At 69.7% G+C, this 17,881-nt stretch carries 16 protein-coding genes; 9 read left to right on the top strand and 7 right to left on the bottom strand.

Features of this window, described 5'->3' with window-relative positions; genetic code table 11:
* Positions 1–7 precede the first annotated feature (7 nt).
* On the bottom strand, positions 8–1,444 hold the full coding sequence (locus QSJ30_RS02030) for a pyridoxal phosphate-dependent decarboxylase family protein (protein ID WP_285606118.1): 1,437 nt from the start codon (positions 1,442–1,444) through the stop codon (positions 8–10).
* 45 nt (positions 1,445–1,489) lie between these two features.
* Between QSJ30_RS02030 and QSJ30_RS02025 the strand changes: the two genes are divergently transcribed.
* Positions 1,490–1,759 (top strand): DUF493 family protein, encoded by a 270-nt coding sequence (locus tag QSJ30_RS02025; RefSeq protein ID WP_285606117.1) that lies wholly within the window; start codon positions 1,490–1,492, stop codon positions 1,757–1,759.
* Between the two features lie 349 nt (positions 1,760–2,108).
* Here QSJ30_RS02025 and asnS read toward each other — a convergent pair whose 3' ends face one another.
* A complete protein-coding gene (gene asnS / locus QSJ30_RS02020; RefSeq protein ID WP_285606116.1) occupies positions 2,109–3,410 on the bottom strand; it encodes an asparagine--tRNA ligase in 1,302 nt (433 codons plus the stop codon).
* A gap of 98 nt (positions 3,411–3,508) precedes the next feature.
* Positions 3,509–3,865 (bottom strand): response regulator, encoded by a 357-nt coding sequence (locus QSJ30_RS02015; RefSeq protein WP_285606115.1) that lies wholly within the window; start codon positions 3,863–3,865, stop codon positions 3,509–3,511.
* 207 nt (positions 3,866–4,072) lie between these two features.
* On the opposite strand from QSJ30_RS02015, the gene pyrR reads away from it, so the two are divergent.
* From pyrR to QSJ30_RS01980, 7 genes are all read left to right on the top strand, one after another.
* Positions 4,073–4,615: a bifunctional pyr operon transcriptional regulator/uracil phosphoribosyltransferase PyrR gene (gene pyrR / locus QSJ30_RS02010; RefSeq protein ID WP_285606114.1), complete on the top strand. Its 543-nt coding sequence runs from the start codon at positions 4,073–4,075 to the stop codon at positions 4,613–4,615.
* Complete coding sequence (locus QSJ30_RS02005) at positions 4,615–5,574, top strand: aspartate carbamoyltransferase catalytic subunit (protein ID WP_285606113.1); 960 nt, start codon at positions 4,615–4,617, stop codon at positions 5,572–5,574. Before pyrR ends, QSJ30_RS02005 begins: the two co-directional genes overlap by 1 nt.
* Complete coding sequence (locus QSJ30_RS02000) at positions 5,574–6,068, top strand: ORF6N domain-containing protein (protein ID WP_285606112.1); 495 nt, start codon at positions 5,574–5,576, stop codon at positions 6,066–6,068. Before QSJ30_RS02005 ends, QSJ30_RS02000 begins: the two co-directional genes overlap by 1 nt.
* A complete protein-coding gene (gene gpmI / locus QSJ30_RS01995) occupies positions 6,065–7,600 on the top strand; it encodes a 2,3-bisphosphoglycerate-independent phosphoglycerate mutase (protein ID WP_285606111.1) in 1,536 nt (511 codons plus the stop codon). The genes QSJ30_RS02000 and gpmI overlap by 4 nt, the downstream gene beginning before the upstream one ends.
* A gap of 7 nt (positions 7,601–7,607) precedes the next feature.
* The gene (locus tag QSJ30_RS01990; RefSeq protein WP_285606110.1) at positions 7,608–9,206 is read left to right on the top strand and encodes a PAS domain S-box protein; all 1,599 of its coding nucleotides are present in this window, start codon (positions 7,608–7,610) and stop codon (positions 9,204–9,206) included.
* A gap of 58 nt (positions 9,207–9,264) precedes the next feature.
* Positions 9,265–9,813 carry an ATP/GTP-binding protein gene (locus QSJ30_RS01985; protein ID WP_285606109.1) on the top strand — a complete coding sequence of 183 codons (549 nt, stop codon included), beginning with the start codon at positions 9,265–9,267 and terminating at the stop codon, positions 9,811–9,813.
* Between the two features lie 88 nt (positions 9,814–9,901).
* Entirely contained in the window at positions 9,902–11,647 is a 1,746-nt protein-coding gene (locus tag QSJ30_RS01980; protein WP_285606108.1) for an acyl-CoA dehydrogenase family protein, read from the top strand.
* A gap of 4 nt (positions 11,648–11,651) precedes the next feature.
* Here the strand turns inward: QSJ30_RS01980 and QSJ30_RS01975 are convergent, their stop codons facing one another.
* Complete coding sequence (locus QSJ30_RS01975; RefSeq protein ID WP_285606107.1) at positions 11,652–12,344, bottom strand: class I SAM-dependent methyltransferase; 693 nt, start codon at positions 12,342–12,344, stop codon at positions 11,652–11,654.
* A 116-nt stretch (positions 12,345–12,460) separates the two neighbouring features.
* Here QSJ30_RS01975 and QSJ30_RS01970 point away from each other — a divergent pair, with 116 nt between their 5' ends.
* Complete coding sequence (locus tag QSJ30_RS01970) at positions 12,461–14,245, top strand: acyl-CoA dehydrogenase family protein (RefSeq protein WP_285606106.1); 1,785 nt, start codon at positions 12,461–12,463, stop codon at positions 14,243–14,245.
* 78 nt (positions 14,246–14,323) lie between these two features.
* On the opposite strand, the gene QSJ30_RS01965 is transcribed toward QSJ30_RS01970, so the two are convergent.
* From QSJ30_RS01965 to QSJ30_RS01955, 3 genes are all read right to left on the bottom strand, one after another.
* Complete coding sequence (locus QSJ30_RS01965) at positions 14,324–16,330, bottom strand: DUF6600 domain-containing protein (RefSeq protein ID WP_285606105.1); 2,007 nt, start codon at positions 16,328–16,330, stop codon at positions 14,324–14,326.
* A gap of 99 nt (positions 16,331–16,429) precedes the next feature.
* Positions 16,430–17,116, bottom strand: a complete 687-nt coding sequence (locus QSJ30_RS01960; RefSeq protein WP_285606104.1) for a hypothetical protein — start codon at positions 17,114–17,116, stop codon at positions 16,430–16,432.
* A complete protein-coding gene (locus QSJ30_RS01955; protein ID WP_285606103.1) occupies positions 17,092–17,871 on the bottom strand; it encodes a TatD family hydrolase in 780 nt (259 codons plus the stop codon). Before QSJ30_RS01955 ends, QSJ30_RS01960 begins: the two co-directional genes overlap by 25 nt.
* Positions 17,872–17,881: the final 10 nt, after the last annotated feature.

The raw sequence follows: 17,881 nt of genomic DNA, 5'->3' as shown, positions 1-17,881 counted from the left end.
GCTGTGATCAGGCCAGCTTGGCCGCTTCCGATTGGAGGCGCTCCAGTGCTTCGTCCACCTGGTCCTTGTGGGTGCGGGCGGCGAGGATGGCCAGGCGCAGGTGGAAGGCCCCGTTCAGCTTGGTGCCGCTGAGGAAGACCCGGCCTTGGGCCGTCAGGCGCTGCAGCAGGGCCTGGTTGAAGGCGTCCGCGTCGCCAGCCCTGGGCAGGAAGCGGAAGGCCAGGACGCTGAGCTGGGGCACCGGGCCCGGGTCCACGCCGGGCATCGCCTGGAGCCGTTGGTGGGCGTACCGGGCCAGGAGCAGCTTCTCCTCCAGGGCCGCCCGGAAGGCCGCCACGCCGTGGAGCTGCAGGGGCAGCCAAAGGCGCAGGGCCCGGGCGTGCTTGCTGAATTCCAGGGTGGTCTCCGAGGGGCTCAGCTCCTCGAGGTCCTCCGGCGGCGAAGGCAGGTAGTCGGCCTGGAAGGCGTGGGCCTTCCGCAGGGGCTCCAGGTGGCGCGTCAGCAGGACTCCCAGGCCCAGGGGCGCGAAGAGCCCCTTGTGGGGATCCAGCACCAGGCTGTCGCTGCCTTCCAGCCCCCGGAGCGCGGCCTTCCCCAGGCCCGTCAGGGCGAAGGAGGCCCCGTAGGCGCCGTCCGTGTGCAGCCACAGGCCATGGCGCCCGGCCAGGTCGGCACAGGCCTCCAAGGGATCCACGGCCCCGGTATTGGTGGTGCCGGCCGTGGGCACCAGCAGCCAGGGGCGCAGGCCCGCGCGGAGGTCCGCCAGGATGGCCGCCTCCAGCGCCTCGGGCCGCATCCGGAAATCGACATCCGTGGGGATCTCCCGCACGGGCGCCTCGCACATGCCGGCCACCCGGAGGGCCTTCACGAGGCAGTGGTGGGCCTGGTCCGACAGGTACACGCAGGCTCTCGGATAATCCGCCGCCTTGAGGCCCGCGGCCTCCCGGGCCGTACAGATGCCCACCAGGTGGGCCATGCTGCCGCCGGCCGCCAGGTTGCCCGAGCTGCCCTCGGGCAGGCCCAGCTCCCGGGCCAGCCAGCCGAGGACCTGGTTCTCCATCCGCACGGCGCCGGGGCCGGCGAAGAAATAGGCGGCGTAGCGGTTGGTGATCGCCGCCAGCAGGTCGCCCAGAGCTCCCGCGAAGAGCGACGAGGGCGGAATGAAGGCCAGGTGCCGCCCCGAGGCTCCGTTGGCCCCCACGCCATCCACATGCTCGGCCAGGGTGCCCAGCACCTGGGGGAAGGGCCGCCCCGCCTCGGAGATGGGAAAGTCCGCCAGGCCCGATCCGGGCCGGTCCTTCAGCACGAAGGCCGGGGCCTCCGGCAGGGCTCCGAGGAAACCCTCGCTGTAGGCCCGGGTGGCCTCCCACAGCGCGGCCCGGTCCTCCGCGCCGGGATCCAGCCCGCGGGACAAGGTTTCCAGGTCCTTCAGACGCTCCGGCACGGGGCCCTCCGACCCTCCAGCCTAGCAAACGGTAAGATGGAAGCCATGGAAGCCTGCCCCCGCCCCGAGATCACCTACCCCACCCGCATCCCCATGAAGATCATCGGGCGCCAGGAGGAGCTGCGCCCGGACATGGTCATGGAGCTGATCCTCGCCCACCTGGGCCCCCAGGCCGAAGGCGACGAGCAGCACTCGGCCAACTGCAAGGGCTCCTTCATCAGCTACACCTTCTGGGTCACCCTGCCAGATGCCACCAAGGAGACGCCGCTGCGGGAAGCCATCCAGAAACTGCCGGGCGTGGTGATGCAGCTGTAGGGCCCGCCAGACTGGTCGAAAAGACACGACTCTCCCAGAGGGACGCTGAGGCAACAGAGAATGCAGAGCAAGGCCATAGAGAAGCTTTCCTCTGCGAAACTCCACTTTCTCCGCGACCCTCCGCGAGAGTTTTTGTTTTTCTGCCCGAACCCTACGGTCTGAGCGTCCCCATCATGCGGGGGTACGGGATGGTTTCGCGGACATGCGGCGAGGGACGATGCGGGTCGCAGAGCGGGCTGCATCGGCAGCCCGCGGCGCGGGGCCCCGCCGGCCCGAGTCGGAGCAGGGCGCAGCCCTGCGGAGGCTGCCGCCCGCGATCGCGCAGCGGGAGCGGTGTCGTGGCCGAGTGCTACGGTCTGAGCGTCCCCATCATGCGGGGGTACGGGATGGTTTCGCGGACATGCGGCAGCTTGCAGATCCACGCCACGGCGCGCTCGAGGCCCATGCCGAAGCCGGCGTGGGGGACGCTGCCGTACTTGCGGACGTCGAGGTACCACTCGTAGTCGGCGCGGCTGAGGCCTTCATGCTCGATCTGGTCCAGGAGGTACTGGAGGCTGGAGGCGCGCTCGCCGCCCCCGATGACCTCGCCGTAGCCCTCGGGGGCCAGCAGGTCGGCGCCCAGGGCCAGGCGGGGATCCTGAGGATCGGGCTCCATGTAGAAGGCCTTGAACGCCTTAGGGAAGCGGTGCACCCACAGCGGCTTGTCCGTGGCGTTCATGAGCATGGTCTCGTCGTCATTGCCGAAGTCCTCGCCCCAGTTGATGTCGCTGCCGAGCGTCTTCAGCTTCTCCACGGCCTCGGTGTAGGTCATGCGGTCGAAGGTGGTATTGAGGGCGGTCTCCAGGGGCGCGGTGTCGCGCTCGAGGATCTTCAGTTCCTCCTGGCGACTTTCCAGCACGCGCTGGATGAGGAACTTGGTCATGCGCTCGCCCAGGACCATCACGTCGTCCAGGTGGGCGAAGGCCACTTCCGGCTCCACCATCCAGAACTCCGTGAGGTGGCGGCGGGTCTTGCTCTTCTCGGCGCGGAAGGTGGGCCCGAAGCAGTAGGTCTTGCCGAAGGCGGCGATGCCCGGTTCCTGGTAGAGCTGGCCCGACTGACTGAGGAACGCCATGCCCTCGTGGAAGTACTCGGTGCCGAACAGGGTGCTGGTGCCCTCGCAGGCGCTGGGCGTGAGGATGGGCGCGTCCAGCAGCGTGAAGCCGTCGCCGTCGAAGAAGTCGCGGATGCCCTTCACCAGGGTGTGGCGGATGCGGAGGATTGCCCACTGGCGCTTGCTGCGCAGCCAGAGGTGGCGGTTCTCCATGAGGAACTCGGTGCCGTGCTCCTTGGGCGTGATGGGGAAGTCCGTGCTGCCCCCCACCAGCTCCAGCGACTTCACCAGGAGCTCGGGCTGGCCGGTCTTGGGGTGCTGCTGCACCACGCCCGTCACGGTGATGGCGGCTTCCTGGGTGAGCTTCCCGGCCAGCTCGTAGCTCTCGGGATCGGCCTCGGCAGCGCCGACCACGCACTGCACGAAGCCCGAGCCGTCCCGCAGCTCGATGAAGCGGGTCTTGCTGGTGCGGGCATTGCGGACCCAGCCCCGCAGCCGGACGGTCTCGCCGACCTGGCCGGCGAGGAATCGGACTTCGGTGAAGGGCTGGCTGCTCACGGGGACTCCAGGGCCAAACCTCTATTGTGCCCGGAGCGGCGGGTCGGCTCCAGGGCCCGTCGCTCCGGAGGGCTGAGCCTGGCCCCTGGACCCGCCCCCTACTCGAAGAGCGAGTTGATCTTCGCCTGGAGCCCCTCCAGGGTGAACGGCTTCACCACGTAGTTGTTCACGCCGGCCTGGAGGGCCTGGAGGATGTCCTCCGTGGCCGCGTGGGTGGTCACCATGAGGATGGGGAGGGCGGTGTCCTGGCTCCGCACCGCCCGGACGAACTCCAGCCCGTTCATCTCCGGCATGTCCCAGTCGGTGATGATCAGGTCCACCCCGCCCTGGGCGAGCTTTTCCAATCCGACCCGGCCGTTCTCGCCCTCCACCGCGTCCGGGTGGCCCATGCGGAGGAGATTGCCGATGATGATGCGCCGCATCGTCGGGGAATCGTCCACCACGAGGATTTTCACGGGGTCTCCAGGAAGGGGGGCTGGGTCGCCGGAGTGGCGGTGCCACCCCGGCGAGGGGTAGGACGGGAATGCTTACGAATTGTCGCCTCACGGCGGCGGATTGGGAACGGCTTGAAATCTGGCGCCCTGGGGCCCCCGACCCGGGTCCGGCCTCGGCTAGACTTGAGACCGCGCGCGCGCCCCGCGGGGGCGCACCCCGGAGGTTCCATGCCCGAAGCCCTAGGTCCCTGTCCCATGGACCCCGGCCAGATGGAAGCGGCTCTCCGGCGCCTGGCTGCTGATCTGGTGGCCCGCCTCCGGCCCGAGGAGGAGGTCGTCCTCCTCGGCATCCGCTCCCGGGGCCTGCCCCTGGCCGAGCGCCTGGCCACGTTCCTCCGCGCCGCCACCGGGGCGGCAGTGCCCGTGGGCTCCCTGGACATCACCCTCTACCGGGACGACCTCACCGAGATGGTGGGCAGTCCCATCGTCAGGCCCACGGAGATCCCCTTCACCCTGAAGGAGCGGACCGTGGTGCTGGTGGACGATGTGCTCTACACGGGCCGCACGGTCCGGGCCGCGCTGGACGCCCTGCTGGACCACGGCCGCCCCCGCCGGGTGATGCTCCTGGTCATGGCCGATCGCAGCGGCCGGGAGCTGCCCATCCAGGCCGACCTCGCCGGGCTGCGGGTGGAGGTGCCCCCGGGCCACCGGGTGGCGGTGCGCCTGAAGGAAATCGACGGCGAAGATGGCGTCACCGTGGAGACCTGCTGATGACCACCGAGCGCTACGTCTTCCCCCACAAGCACCTGCTGGGCATCCAGCCCCTGAGCCCCCGGGACATCACGGCCATCCTGGACCAGGCCCGGGCCTTCGAGGAGGTCTGCGAGCGTCCCAGCATCAAGATCGTGCCGGCCCTGCGCAAGAAGCTGGTGGTGAACCTGTTCTTCGAGAACAGCACCCGCACCCGGAACAGCTTCGAGATTGCGGAGAAGCGGCTGTCGGCGGAGATCATCAACTTCGACGCCGACACCAGCAGCCTGAACAAGGGCGAGACCCTCATCGACACGGCCATGAACCTGGAGGCCATGCACCCGGATCTCATCGTCATGCGCCACAGCGCCCCCGGGGCCCACGCCCTCCTGGCGCGGCACATGAAGGCGAGCATCGTGAACGCCGGCGACGGCGCCCACGAGCACCCCACCCAGGCCCTGCTGGACGCCTACACGCTGCGCAAGCACTTCGGCAGCCTGGAGGGCTTGCGGGTGGCCATCGTGGGCGACATCCGCAACAGCCGGGTGGTGCGCTCCAACCTCTGGCTGCTCACCCGCATGGGCGCCAAGGTCACCCTGGTGGGGCCGCCCACCCTGGTGCCCCAGGAGATGAAGGCCACCTGGCCCGGCATCGAGATCAGCCACGACTTCGACGCCGTGATCCCCAGCCAGGACGCCATCATGATGCTCCGCGCCCAGTTCGAGCGCGGCACCGGCGCCTACATCCCCGGCCAGGGCGAGTACAGCCGGTTCTTCCAGCTCAACCCCGCCCGCATGAAGCAGGCGAAGAGGGACGTGGTGGTGCTGCACCCCGGCCCCATCAACCGCGGCCTGGAGATCACCAGCGACGTGGCCGACGGCCCGAACAACCTGATCCTCGACCAGGTGACCAACGGCGTGCCGGTCCGCATGGCCGTCCTCTACCTGCTGTCCCATCCGCATGGCGAGCAGGTGCCCTGATGGCCGCTCCCGTCGAAATCCTGTCCCGCCTGCTCTGGATCAGGGATGCTGCGGCCCTGCCGGACAAGGCCCTGGCGGACCAGCTGGGGCTGGAGCCCCGGGACCTGGCGGCCATCATCCAGGCCCATCCCGATCGCTTCCCGGAGACGCTGGTCTTCCACCTGACGGCCGAAGAGCGCCAGCGAATTCCCGACGCACCCGTGCTGGCCTTCACCGAGGCCGGAGCCGCCCTGCTGACCGGCCTGGTGCCCGGCCACGAGCCGGCCCTGCTCACGCTCCTTCCGGCCTTCGCCGAAGCCCGGCACGTGATCACGGCCCAGGCCGAGCTGTCCCTCCGGGTGGCGGCCCTGGAGCAGAAGCTGGACATGGTCCTGAAGCTCATCCAGGGCGAGGAGGTCGAAGGCGCCCCGAAGGAACGCCACATCGGATTCGTCACCGAAGAGGACCTCCCCAAGGGCCTGAAGACCCAGCAGCACGGCGAGAAGAAGAGATGACTCCCGCCACGATCCCTGGCCCCATCACGCTCCTCATCCTCGATGGCTTCGGCGACGGCCCCCGGAACGCCTTCGATGCCACCTTCATGGCCGCCATGCCGCGCTTCAATGCGCTGCGGAAGACCTACGCCGCCACCCAGCTGCTCACCAGCGGTGAAGCCGTGGGCCTGCCGGAGGGCCAGTTCGGCAATTCCGAAGTAGGCCACATGAACCTCGGGGCGGGACGCGTGGTCTGGCAGGAGCTCACCCGCATCGACGCCGCCATCCGGCGCGGCACCTTCCGCGAGAACGCCGCCATGGGTGCCCTGCTGGCGGAACTCAAGGCCTCGGGCAAGCGCCTGCACCTGATGGGGCTGGTGAGCGACGGCGGCGTCCACAGCCACCAGAGCCACCTCGCGGCCCTGGCCCAGTGGGCCCAGGCCGAGGGCGTGCCCACCACCATCCACGCCATCACGGACGGCCGCGACACGGGCCAGAAGAGCGCCGACGGCTACCTCCAGTGGCACACCTTCCAGCTGCGGAACACCCCTCTGGTGACCATCGGCTCGGTCTGCGGGCGCTACACAGCCATGGACCGGGACAAGCGCTGGGAGCGCACCGAGCAGGCCTGGAAGCTCTACGTGGACGGTGACGCCCCGCAGCAGGCCGCGGACGCCCTGGCGGCCATCGCCGCCGCCTATGCCCGGGGCGAGACGGACGAGTTCGTGGCCCCGACCAGGCTCGACGCCTTCCACCCCATCGCGGATGGCGACGGCGTGCTGTGGTTCAACTTCCGGGCGGACCGGGCCCGCCAGATGTGCCACGCCCTGGTGAATCCGGCTTTCGCCGGATTCACCCAGAAAAAGCGTCCCGCTGTAAAACTCCTCACGTTCACGGCCTACGACGCGGAGTTGGATCCCTTCGTGTCCGTGGCCTATCCACCCCAGAGCCTCGACCACATCCTGGGCGAGCTCATCAGCGCGCAGGGCTGGCGGCAGTTCCGCACGGCCGAGACGGAGAAGTACGCCCACGTCACCTACTTCTTCAACGGCGGGCGGGAGGCGCCCTTCGAGGGCGAGGAGCGCCGCCTGGTGCCCTCCCCCAAGGTGGCCACCTACGACCTGCAGCCGGAGATGAGCCTGCCCGACGTGAGCGCGGGCCTGGAGGACGCCATCCGCTCGGATCGCTACCGCCTGCTGGTCTGCAACCTGGCCAACCCCGACATGATCGGCCACACCGGCGACCTGGGCGCCGCCATCACCGCCTGCGAGGCCATCGATGCCGCCGTGGGCCGCATCGCCGACGCCACCCTGGCCATGGGCGGCGCCCTCTTCATCACCGCGGACCACGGCAACTGCGAGTGCATGCGGGACGAGGGGGGCAACCCCCACACCTCGCACACCCTGAATCCCGTACCCGCGGTCCTCGTGGCCCGGGGCTTCGAGGCCCATCAGCTCCGCGGCGGCGGCGCCCTCAGCGACGTGGCGCCCACCCTCCTGAAGCTGCTCGGCCTGCCCCAGCCCGAGGCCATGGACGGGAAGAGCCTCCTCTGACGCCGCCATGAACGACGCCCGCCGATTCCTGCGCGCCACGCCGTCTACCTTCATCAAGGCGATGGGGGCGCTGCTGGTCCTGTTCAACCTGGTGTTGGTGGTCGCCGCCATCTGGGTCCTGGCCCTCAGCCGCCGCCACTATGTGGAGCGGGCTGAATCGGCCACCCAGAATCTGGCCCAGGTGCTGGAAGGCAGCGTGGAGGACACGATCCAGAGGATCGATCTGACCATCCAGTCGATCCAGGATGAAGCCGGCCACGACTCCCAGGGCCGCCTCGGCAACCTCGTCCGGCTGCAGTTCCAGCGGGCCGAGATCCTGGCCTCCCTCCAGGTCGCCGATGCCTCGGGAAGAATCCTCCACGCCGCCCCGGCCCCCACCGACCCGAGCGTGGCCGATCAGGGTTTCTTCCACCAGCTGCAAGCCAACCCTGCGCCGGATCTGCTCATCTCCAGGCCCGTCCGGAGCCCGGACGGAACCTGGCATCTCATCCTGGCCCGCAGGCTGGAACGCACCGGAGGCGGGTTCGCCGGCGCGGTCTTCGCCCTCCTTCCCACCGAACAGCTGGCCCGGACCATGTCCCAGGTGGACGTGGGCCGCTGGGGCTCCGTGTCCCTGCGGGGCACGGACCTGAGCCTGCTCGTCCGCTACCCCGACTTCGTGGGCCGCCAGCGGCTGACCGGCGACACCCGCGTCGCCGGCGCCTACCTGGAGGCGGTCCGGTCCAACCGCGCCTCAGTGCAGTTCACGGAGACTTCGGTCGTCGACGGTCTCCGGCGCACCTACAGCCTGCGGAAGACCGATCACCCCCCGTTCTACATCCTGGTGGGCCTGGCCCAGCGGGAGTACCTCCAGGCCTGGCGCCATCAGGTCGCCTTCGCCATCGCGGCGGTGCTGGGGCTCGCCGCGCTGACCCTGGCCCTGGGCTGGCAGGCCCGGGCCTCGTGGATCCGCCAGATGGCGGATCAGGAGCGCCTGGCCGCCCAGGAGGCGAGGTACCGCCTGCTGGCGGAGAACGCCACGGACGTCATCTGGTCCATGGATCCCGATGGCCGGCTCACCTACATCAGCCCCTCCATCCTCCGCCAGCGCGGCTGGACCCCCGAGGAGTTCATGGCCTTGAGCCCGGAGGATCGGGCCCTCTCCAGGAAGGGCAATGAAATGTTCCGGGAGCGCATGGAGAAGGCCCGCCAGCTCCCTCCCGGCTCCCAGCCCTTCGAGGGCGACCTGCTCCAGGCCACCGTGAAGGACAAGGATGGCCGGGAGCTCCAGATTGAGGCCCAGTGGCGGCTGGTGTGGGGCGAGGATGGCCGCCTACTCGGCTTCCAGGGGGTCACCCGGGACATCACCGCGCGCAAGCGGCTGGAAGTGGAGCGGGAGCGGCTGATCCAGAGCCTGACCCAGGCCCTGGCCGATGTGAAGCAGCTCAGCGGCATGCTCCCCATCTGCAGCAGCTGCAAGAAGGTGCGCGACGACCACGGCTACTGGAGCCAGATCGAGACCTACCTGTCCGAGCACACGGAGGCCACCTTCACCCACGGTGTCTGCCCCGACTGCGCCCAGAGGTTCCGGGAGGAAATAAGGGCCCGGCGGGACCAGGGCGGCTGACCCTCCAAGGTGATGGAGGGCACATCCCCAGCGCATCGTCCCCGGAGATACTGGACGCATGAAGATCGCTTTCATCGGCACCCACGGCGTGGGCAAGACCACGCTCTGCTACGAGCTGGCCGCGGCCCTCAAGCGGGAGGGGGTCCACGTGGACATCGTGAAGGAGGTCGCGCGGCTCTCCCCCCTGCCCATCAACCAGAAGACCTCGCTGGAGGCCCAGACCTGGATCTTCCTGACGCAAATGGCTGAGGAGATCCGCTCCGGCAGCCAGCACGACGCGGTGGTCTGCGACCGCAGCGTGCTGGACAACTACGCCTACATGATGCTGGCCTTCGGCCGCCAGCTGCCCATCGAGCGGTTCATGCACCACTGGATGAAGAGCTACGACCTGCTCTTCAAGGTGCCCTTCACTGGCCATCTGGCGGCGGACGGCGTGCGGGACACGGACACCTTCTTCGCCGAATCCATCGACCAGCTGGTGGACAAGCTCCTGGAGGAGCGGTCCATCCCCTTCGAGCGCCTAGAGCCCGGAAACCGCCCGGGCTGGATCCATCGGGTGAAGGAGGTGGTCCTGAGCCACCCCAAGGGGCAGAAGCGGCTGCTCTGAGGGCACCCAACTTGTGACCCAGATCCCCCACTCCCCGCTGGAGGGGGCCTGACTCCGGGTAGATGATCAGGAGGTCGGGAGGTCCTCTATGGCCGAGACCAGCAGCCTTGCCGTGCGCGGCGGCAGTTTCATGTTCCACCCCGCGGGCACCCTGCCCCAGTTCACCCCCGAGGAGAGCAGCGAGGAGGCCCGGGCCATCGCCGAAGCCGCCCGCGACTTCATGAACGGCGAGATCATGCCCCGGGACGAGGAGATCGACCGCCTCGACCTGGAGCTCACCCGCGACCTGCTGGCCAAGGCCGGGGACCTGGGCATCCTGGGCATGGAGGTGCCCGAGGCCTACGGCGGCCTGGACCTGGACAAGAAGACCGCCCTGCTGGTGCTGGAGGAGATGGCCCGGCATGCCAGCTTCTCCACCAGCTACACCGCGCACACCAGCATCGGCACCATGCCCATCGTCTACTTCGGGAGCCACGAGCAGAAGGCCAAGTACCTGCCCAGGTTGGCCAGCGGCGAGTGGTGCGCGGCCTACGCCCTGACCGAAGCCGGCAGCGGTTCCGACGCCCTGGGGGCCAAGACCACCGCCGTGCTGCAGGACGGCCACTGGGTGCTGAACGGCACCAAGGCCTGGATCACCAACGCGGGCTTCGCCGATGTCTTCGTGATCTTCGCCAAGATCAACGGCAGCCACCTCAGTGCCTTCATCGTCGAGAAGACCGACCCCGGCATCAGCACCGGGGCCGAGGAAAAGAAGCTGGGCATCAAGGGCAGTTCCACCCGCACCGTGATCCTCGACAACTGCCGCATCCCCGAGGACCGGCTGCTGGGCGGCAAGGGCAAGGGCGCCCGCATCGCCCTGGGCATCCTGAACGTGGGCCGCTTCAAGCTGGGCGCCAGCTCCGTCGGGGCCGGCAAGCGGGTGCTGGAATACACCCTGAAATATGCCGGCGAGCGCACCCAGTTCGGCAAGCCCCTCACGGCCTTCGGCCTCATCCAGCAGAAGCTGGCGAACATGGCCGTTCGGATCTTCGTGGGCGAGAGCATGAGCTTCCGCACCATCGGCTACCTGGACGACGCCCTGGCCCACACCAGCTGGGAGAGCGAGACCGGCGGCGCCGACAAGATGAAGGCCATCGACGAGTACGCGGTGGAGGCCTCCATGTCCAAGGTGTGGGGCAGCGAGGCCCTCTTCGCCACGGCCGACGACTCCGTGCAGACCTTCGGCGGAGCCGGCTTCAGCACCGAGTACCCCGCCGAGAAGATCTACCGCGACTGCCGCATCAACCGCATCTTCGAGGGCACCAACGAGATCAACCGCCTGCTCATCGCGGGCACCTTCCTCAAGCGCTGCGGCGGCACGGACGGCCTGCCCCTGGCCGAGGCCGCCGGGACGCCCCCCGCCCTGCCTGAGGACGCCCTCCAGGCCACCGTGGCCCTGGCCAAGGCCCGCGCCCTCAAAGTGATCGCCCGGGCCCAGGCGGAGCACGGCCCGAAGATCCTCGACAACCAGGAGGCCGCAGCCCACATCAGCAACCTGCTGCTGGAGCTCTACGCCATGGAATCGGCCGTGGTCCGCGCCGGGAAGATGGCGGCCGCCGGCCACCGCTGGGCGGCCCTGGCCCGGGATCTGGCCGAGGTCTATGCGCAGGAGGCCTGGAACCGCGTGCAGTCTGAAGCCCGCATGCTGGCCGGCGAGCTGGCCTCCGGCGAGGAACTGGATGCGCTCATGGCGGAGCTGCTCGCCATGCGCGCCCCGGCGCCGGCGCCCCTGTCGGCCTTGCGGAACCGCATCGCCCAGGCCCTCATGGAGCAGGGGCGGTACCCCATCGGCTGACCCTCTATCGGATCCCCGTGTGCAGGGCGACGATGCCGCCCGTGAGGTTCGTCCAGCCCACCTGCCGGAAGCCTGCGGCCTCCAGCTCGGCGGCCAGGGCCCGCTGGTCCGGGAAGGCCCGGATGCTCTCCGGCAGGTAGGTGTAGGCCGATGCGTCGCCGCTGATCCAGGCGCCGATGCGGGGCAGCACGCGGTGGCTGTACCAGTCGTAGAAGGCCCTCAGCCAGGGGAACACGGGTGCGCTGAACTCCAGGATGGTGAGCTGCCCGCCGGGCTTGAGCACGCGCAGGAACTCCGCGTAGGCCAGGGCCCGGTCCTCCACGTTGCGGATGCCGTAGCAGATCGTGATCCCGTCGAAGCGGGCGTCCCGGAAGGGCAGCCGCTGGGCGTCCGCGTCGCTGGAGGCCCAGATCAGGCCTGCCAGCCCCTTCCTCGCGAACTTGGCGGGCCCCAGGCGCAGCATGGCATGGGTGAAGTCCGTGCTGACCACCTCGGCCCCCCGGCGGGCCAGGGCCAGGCTGGAGTCCCCCGTGCCGGCCGCCACGTCCAGGAAGCGCTTCCCCGGGCCGGCGCCGGAGCGGCGGGCCATGCGCCACCACCACCAGAAGTCCACGCCGCCGGAAAGCACGTGGTTCAGGACGTCGTACCTCCCGGCGATGGCCGAGAACATCTGCTGCACTTGCCTGCCTTCCGGCATCCAACCTCCTGGGTCTTTCTATTGAACCAGAGTAGGGCCGCATTGACCGGAGGTAGAGGCTAGGCAAGAGTCGCGACGCCGCCCATCGTGATCCCTACCCAATCTGGAGGACAGAGATGAGCACCACCGCTGCAGAGCAGGTCAAGGGAGGCAGTTTCCTTTTGACCCCCATCGGGGCCATGCCCCAGTTCACTCCCGAGGAATTCGGCGACGACGCCAAGGAATTCGCCCGGGCCGCCCGGGACTTCATCCAGGGCGAGGTCCTGCCCCGGGACGAGGAGATCGACAAGCTGAACCTCCCGCTGACCATCGAGCTCATGAAGAAGGCCGGTGAGCTGGGCCTGCTGGGCCTGGAGATCCCTGAGGCCTACGAGGGCATGGATGTGGACAAGCGGTCCGCCATGCTCGTGCTCGAGGAGATGAGCAAGCAGGGCAGTTTCGCCGTCAGCTACAGCGCCAACACCGGCATCGGCACCCTGCCCATCGTCTACTTCGGCACCGAAGCCCAGAAAAAGACCTACCTGCCCAAGCTCGCCTCCGGCGAGTGGCTGGCGGCCTACGCCCTCACCGAGGCCGGCAGCGGCTCCGACGCCATGGGCGCCAAGGCCACGGCCGTGCTCGACGGGGACACCTGGGTGCTGAACGGCACCAAGATGTGGATCACCAACGCCGGTTTCGCCGATGTCTTCATCATCTTCGCCAAGGTGGACGGCCAGCAGTTCAGCGCCTTCATCGTGGAGAAGAACGATCCCGGCATCAGCACCGGCGCCGAGGAGAAGAAGCTCGGCATCAAGGGCAGTTCCACCCGCACCGTGATCCTCGAGAACTGCCGGATCCCCAAGGACCGCCTGCTGGGCGAGCTGGGCAAGGGCCACAAGATCGCCTTCGGCATCCTCAACATCGGCCGCTTCAAGCTGGGCGTGGGCAGCCAGGGCGGCATGAAGCGGATCCTGGAATACGCCATCAAGTACACCTCCGAGCGCCAGCAGTTCGGCAAGCCCATCAACTCCTTCGGCCTCATCCAGCAGAAGCTGGCGGACATGGCCACCAAGATCTTCGTCTGCGAGGCCCTGAACTTCCGCACCACCGGCTACATCGACGAGGCCCTCCACGCCACCAGCTGGGACAGCCCCACCGCCGGCGCCGACAAGATGGCCGCCATCGATGAGTACACCATCGAGTGCAGCATCTCCAAGGTGTGGGCCAGCGAGGCCCTGTTCTCGGTGGCGGACGAGGCCGTGCAGGCCTATGGCGGCTATGGATTCAGCGCCGAGTACCCGCCCGAGAAGGCCCTGCGCGACTGCCGCATCAACCGCATCTTCGAAGGCACCAACGAGATCAACCGCCTCCTCATCGCCGGTACCCTGCTGAAGCGCGCCATGAAGGGCGACCTGCCCCTCATGCAGTTCGGCCAGCAGGTGGCCAAGGAGATCTCCAACCCGATCAAGCCCGAGGCCTTCACCGGCCCCCTGGCGCGCCTGAAGCACGGCGTGGAGCTGAGCAAGCGCCAGTGCATGCTGGCGGCCGGGCTCGCCGTGCAGGTGCTGGGCCAGAAGCTCATCGACAACCAGGAGGTCATGGCCCGCATGAGCAACATGCTCATGGAGATCTACGCCATGGAAAGCGCCGTGGTGCGCGCCGAGCGCATGGTGGAGTCCGGCCACCGCTGGGCCCAGATCGCCCGCGACATCACCGAGCTCTACGTGAACGAGAGCTGGCACAAGGTCCATGGCGACGCCCGCATGCTCTGCGCAGACGTGGTGGAGGGCGAGGCCCTGCGCCACGCCCTGGCCGGCGTGAAGGCCTTCACCGAGTTCCACCCCACCAGCAGCGCCCGGCTGCGGGGACGCATCGCCTCGGAACTGATCCAGAAGGGAAGCTATCCGGTCGAGGTGATCTGACGCCTGCGCCACCGCTAGGCGGCGGCAATCACAGAATGGGCCCCGTCGGGGCCCGTTCTGCATTCCAGAGGTGGTTGGTCAGCGCCGGATCTCGCGGCCGCCACCACGGCTTTCGCCTCGCCCCTCACCGCCGGACGGCCGTGTGGGCGCCGGGGCGGGACGGGACTCGGGGGCTGCTTCGCGCCGTTCCTCGCGCCGCTCCTCGCGGGGCGGGTCGACCCGAGGCGCGGGGCGGGACTCCCGCTCCACGGGCCGAGGCGTAGGGTCCGGCCGGCGTTCCTCCCGCTCGACCCGCGGCCGGGGCTCCACGGCACGCTCCCGGGGGGCGGGCTCATAGCGGCGTTCCTGGGAGGGCCGGGGCTCGTAGGTCCGTTCCCGGGGGGCGGGGTCCGGGCGACGTTCCTCCCCGCGAGGCCGGGGCTCCACGGTGCGTTCCCGGGGGGTGGGATCCGGCCGGCGGTCCTCGACCCGTCCGCGGGGTTCCGCGCCACGGTCCCTGGGTGCCGGGGTGGCCTGGGTGGCCGGACGGTCCTGGGCGGGCAGCTCGCGCCCGCGGTCCCGCTGGCGATCCTCGAAGCCGCGTTCCCGGGGCGAGACGGGGCGCTCGGCGCCCTGGGCCCGGCCGCGATCCTCGAAGGGCACGCGCGTGACACCGGCACCGGTTGCGGGGGCGCCGGGGCGGCCCGCGGCGGCGGGAGTGCCAGGACGGACGGTGGCGGCGGGCGGAGCCTCGCGGCGGATGATGGTGCGGCCCGTGGCGGCCTGGGCCTGGCGCTCATAGTTCGCCAGGCGCTGGCGGTTCACGTCGCGCTGGAAGGCCGTCTGCATCTGGCCGGGGCTCCGGAACTCGGCCTGGGAGACGACCAGGGGGGACCGCTGCCATGGCGCCCGCAGGTCGCGGCCGCCCTGGCCCGTCCAGGTGGTGCTGCCGGTGGCCCCGTTGAAGTTGCGGATGACGTTGACGTCCGAATAGATGTGTCCGCGGACGTTGACCACGTTGATGTAGTTCACGGACACCACGTTCCAGGCGTAGCCGCCGCCCCAGGCACCGTAGCCCCAGTGGCAGGGCGTGTTGTAGTAGCCGAGCGGCGCCCAGCCGTAGTAGCCGGGGGTGTAGTTCCAGGCCACCCAGGCGGGACTGTAGTAGACGCCCGGGATCCAGAACCAGCCCACACCGAGGCTCCAGTGCCAGCGGCCGTGGTGGTAGGCCACATAGGCCCAGGGCTCGTCGGACACCCAGGTCATGCCTCCGGAGTAGGGCGCCCAGCGGCCCTCGTAGTAGGGACGCCAGTCCTCAGCCACGCCGTTGGGCTGCCAGACCCAGCCGAACTCGGAAGACTCGACCCAGCGGCCGTGGCCGTCCAGGTCATCGGCGTAGTAGCGGATCTCGGCAGGCACCCGGTCCCAGCTCTCGCCGCGCCGGATCACCAGGGCCCGCTCGCTCCACCGGTCGAAGTCGTCGCCCTCGTAGGTGTTGAAGCCGCGCACCCGGTCCAGGTTGTCCTGGGGGCTGTACACCGTCAGGCGCTCACCGGCGACGATGCGGTTCTCGTCGCGCTCGTTGGCGAAAGTCACGCGGCCGCTATGCACCTTGAGCCGCACCACCTTGTCCCGCTCGGCTTCCACCGTGAAGGCGCCCCTGTCGAGGCAGGTGGCGCTACCCGAAGGGGTGTCCACGCGGAACCGGGCATCGGACTGCCCGCCCAGCAGCACGCGCAGCCGGCCGTAGTCCAGGCGGAGCAGGACCTGCTTCTCGCCCTTCCGGTCCGTGAAGAGGGCCGCGACGGTGAAGCGGGTGGCGCCGCCGAAGGCGATGCGGGTGCCATCTCCCAGTTGCAGAACGCCACGACCGCGGCTTTCCACGACATCGCCTTCCGCGATGGGGGTGCCGCGGCTCAGGGTCTCATCCAGGTCGCCCTTGCGGATGCGGACATCCCCCTCCAGGGCCCGCACCATGGCATAGCGCTCGGGGGACTCGCCCTGGTAGGTCTCATCGTCCACCGGGGCCTGGGGGGCGGCACTCACGAAGGCTGCGGGCAGCAGCAGCGCCGCGGCAAGACGGGAATGGGTGAAGGACGCGTTCATGGGACCTCCGCTGGATTGGATGCCGACGCCTACAGGATCGGTTCCGGGGGGTAGTGAGCCAGGGTCGTGCCAGTTTGCTAAGTCCCCAGTGTTCAGTCCTCAGTCTTTGGGGAAAGGGGCGAGGGCGGTCCCCACCTTGGGGGGGTCGGGGCGGGGGCCCAGGGCCGCCAGACGGGGCAGCAGCCCCATCCAGGGAATGGACCACTGGCGCGGCGCGCCCTTCTCCACGTCCCCCGCGGCCACTTCCAGCCGGTCCGGGAGGAACCGGATCCGCAGATCGCGGCCCGGCGGCAGAGGCAGGTGGACCAGCCGGGCCGTGGCGGGATGCACCACGGTCAGGAAGCCTTCGCCATCCTCCAGCACCCAGAGCAGGCCCCGAAGGAAGGGCCTGAAGTCCTCGGCACCCCAGCGGAGCCCGCCCAGGCCCTGGGCCAGCGGGGAATCGGTGGGAAAGCCCCAGGTGCCCCAGGCGGCCTCCAGCGGCACGCCGCCGTCCCGCCAGGTCCGCAGGGGCCGCCCCGGAAGGCCCGCCAGCAGGCGGATCAGGCCCCGGGCATCACTGACGCGCAGGGTGCCGTCCCCGGTCAGAAGCACGGTCATGGGCCCCGCCGACGCCGCAGGAAGGCCCGCCTCCGTGGCGGGGGCCACCCAGGGCTCCGCCTGCCAGGCGAGGGGGGAGGCCCGCTCCCAGGGCAGGCCCGGGTGTCCCTGGGCCGCAGCCACAGGCTCGGAAGGGGGCGCGGCAGCCAGGGCCGCGCTGATCAGGAAGAGGGCGCCCAGCCGCACAGGGCCTCCAGGTTGCGGGTGGTCAGTTCAGCCAGCTTGAGGGAGGAGATCCCGCGCAGCCCAGCCACGGCCTCGGCCGTGAACCGCACGAAGCCCGGCTCGTTCGGCTTGCCCCGGTAGGGCACCGGCGCCAGGAACGGCGCGTCGGTCTCCACCAGGATGCGGTCCGCCGGGGCCCAGGCCGCCACGTCCCGCACGGCCTCGGCCTTCTTGAAGGTGGCGATGCCGGAGAAGCTCAGGTAGAAGCCCAGGTCCAGGGCCCGTTGCGCGAAGGGCCGGTCCTCGCTGAAGCAGTGGATGATGCCCCGCACCGCGTCGGCGCCCTCCTCCTCCAGGATGCTCAGGGTGGCCTCCGGCGCGGACCGGGTGTGGATCATGAGGGGCTTCCGCAAGGTCCTGGCCAGGCGGATCTGGGCGCGGAACACCGCCTCCTGCTCGTCCCGGGGGCTCAGGTCGTAGTGCCAGTCCAGGCCGGTCTCGCCCACGAAGCGCACGGCGGGATCCAGCGCCAGGGCCGCCAGGGCCGCTCCCGTATCCTGAGACCAGGTCTTGGCTTCGTGGGGGTGCACCCCCAGGCTGGCCTGGACACCGGGAAGGCGCCGCGCAAGCTCAAGCACCGTGCGGGAGTCCTCAAGATCGGTACCCACGGCGATGAAGCCGGTCACGCCTTCGGCGCGAGCGCGCGCAAGGGTGTCCTCCACCTGGTCCTCGGCCAGGTAGGTCCCCGTGAGATGGCAATGCGCGTCCACAAGCATGCTTTCATAG

It is taken from the genome of Geothrix edaphica, assembly GCF_030268045.1.
Taxonomy (GTDB): Bacteria; Acidobacteriota; Holophagae; order Holophagales; family Holophagaceae; genus Geothrix; species Geothrix edaphica.
Note: the sequence above shows the minus strand (reverse complement) of the source record. Positions and strands in the feature narration are given on the sequence as shown.